The following is a 1117-nucleotide window of genomic DNA, read 5'->3' as shown; positions in this document are numbered from 1 at the left end:
TTTGGGTTTTTCTAGAAAACCCAAAACCAGGAGAACATATTATGTCACAGGAATTCGTGCCTGACGACAACAAATCCCAATGCCCAAATGACGACTCAGCAGCAGTATGCGAACAGGAAGTGGTGCTGTTAACGGTTGTCGGTTCGCCCAAAGGTGTCCGGGAAACCATACTCACTTTGTACCGGCTGGGATTTGCAGAAGTCGGCGATTGGAGTCCCGTACAGCGTGCCGCTAATCCGAAGCAGGTGATGAGCGTGCTGATCCGTCGGAGGCGGGCTGAGGGTACATCGCCGAGAAAATCTGGGCGGTAAGCTGCAAGGTTAAATAGCTAAATTCGAGGGCGGGCTTTTAACGCTCTGTCCCTGAGTCCGGCAGTCCGGCAGGGGTTGAAACCCCTGCCTCAAAGCTAAAGTCCTCTGAAGAGGACTGAAGAATTCATTAGTCCTCTAAAGAGGACTTTTGCTATTAGCCAGGGAATTCATTCCTTGGCGGCCTTTCGGTTTAAGTTAACTCGACACGTCCTCCTCCTTAATGCCGCGTCTTTACTACTTCGCATGGAGCTAACTGCTGAGAGTATCGTCACCCAAATTATCGAAAAGTTCTTGCAGCGCATCGCGGCCACTGCGAAGGCGATCGTTGTTAGGAGCAATGGCTAAAGATCGATTAAACATTTCCCGAGCCTCTTGCCAATTCTTGAGTGCTTCCTCTTGCTCAGATAATTTTGCTTGTAAATCACCCAGTATTCTCAGTGCAATACCTTTGTTGTTGAGGACAATGATGTCATCCGGTGCAATAAGTAAAGCTCTATTGTAAGCAGCGATCGCATCTGAGTAAGACTGTTTTGCCACCTCAAATTCATTTAGCTGTGCTTGCAAATCACCCAGACTTAACAGCGCATTCCCTTTCTTGTTGAGAGCACAGATATAATCCGGTGCAATAAGTAAAGCAGAATTACAGGCAGCGCTCGCCTCAAAGTAAGACTGTTTTGCCGTCTCAAATTCACTTAGCTGTGCTTGTAATTCACCCAGACTTCGCAGCGCATTCCCTTTGTTGTTGAGAGCATTGATATAATCCGGTGCAATAAGTAAAGCAGAATTATAGGCTGCGATCGCTTCAA

The 1117-nt window shown here is 47.4% G+C and carries 1 protein-coding gene and 1 pseudogene; one reads left to right on the top strand and one right to left on the bottom strand.

All coding sequences use genetic code 11. The annotated features are described in order from the left end of the window. A partial coding sequence (locus QUA77_RS29185; protein WP_333454122.1) for a hypothetical protein occupies nucleotides 1–311 on the top strand: 311 nt, incomplete at its 5' end. 249 nt (nucleotides 312–560) lie between these two features. Here the strand turns inward: QUA77_RS29185 and QUA77_RS29180 are convergent. After that, nucleotides 561–1117 (bottom strand): annotated as a pseudogene (locus QUA77_RS29180) (tetratricopeptide repeat protein); the annotation flags it as partial.

It is taken from the genome of Microcoleus sp. K5-D4 (assembly GCF_036704575.1).
In the GTDB taxonomy this organism is placed as follows: domain Bacteria; phylum Cyanobacteriota; class Cyanobacteriia; order Cyanobacteriales; family Microcoleaceae; genus Microcoleus.
This window is presented reverse-complemented; position numbering and strand designations above follow the sequence as displayed.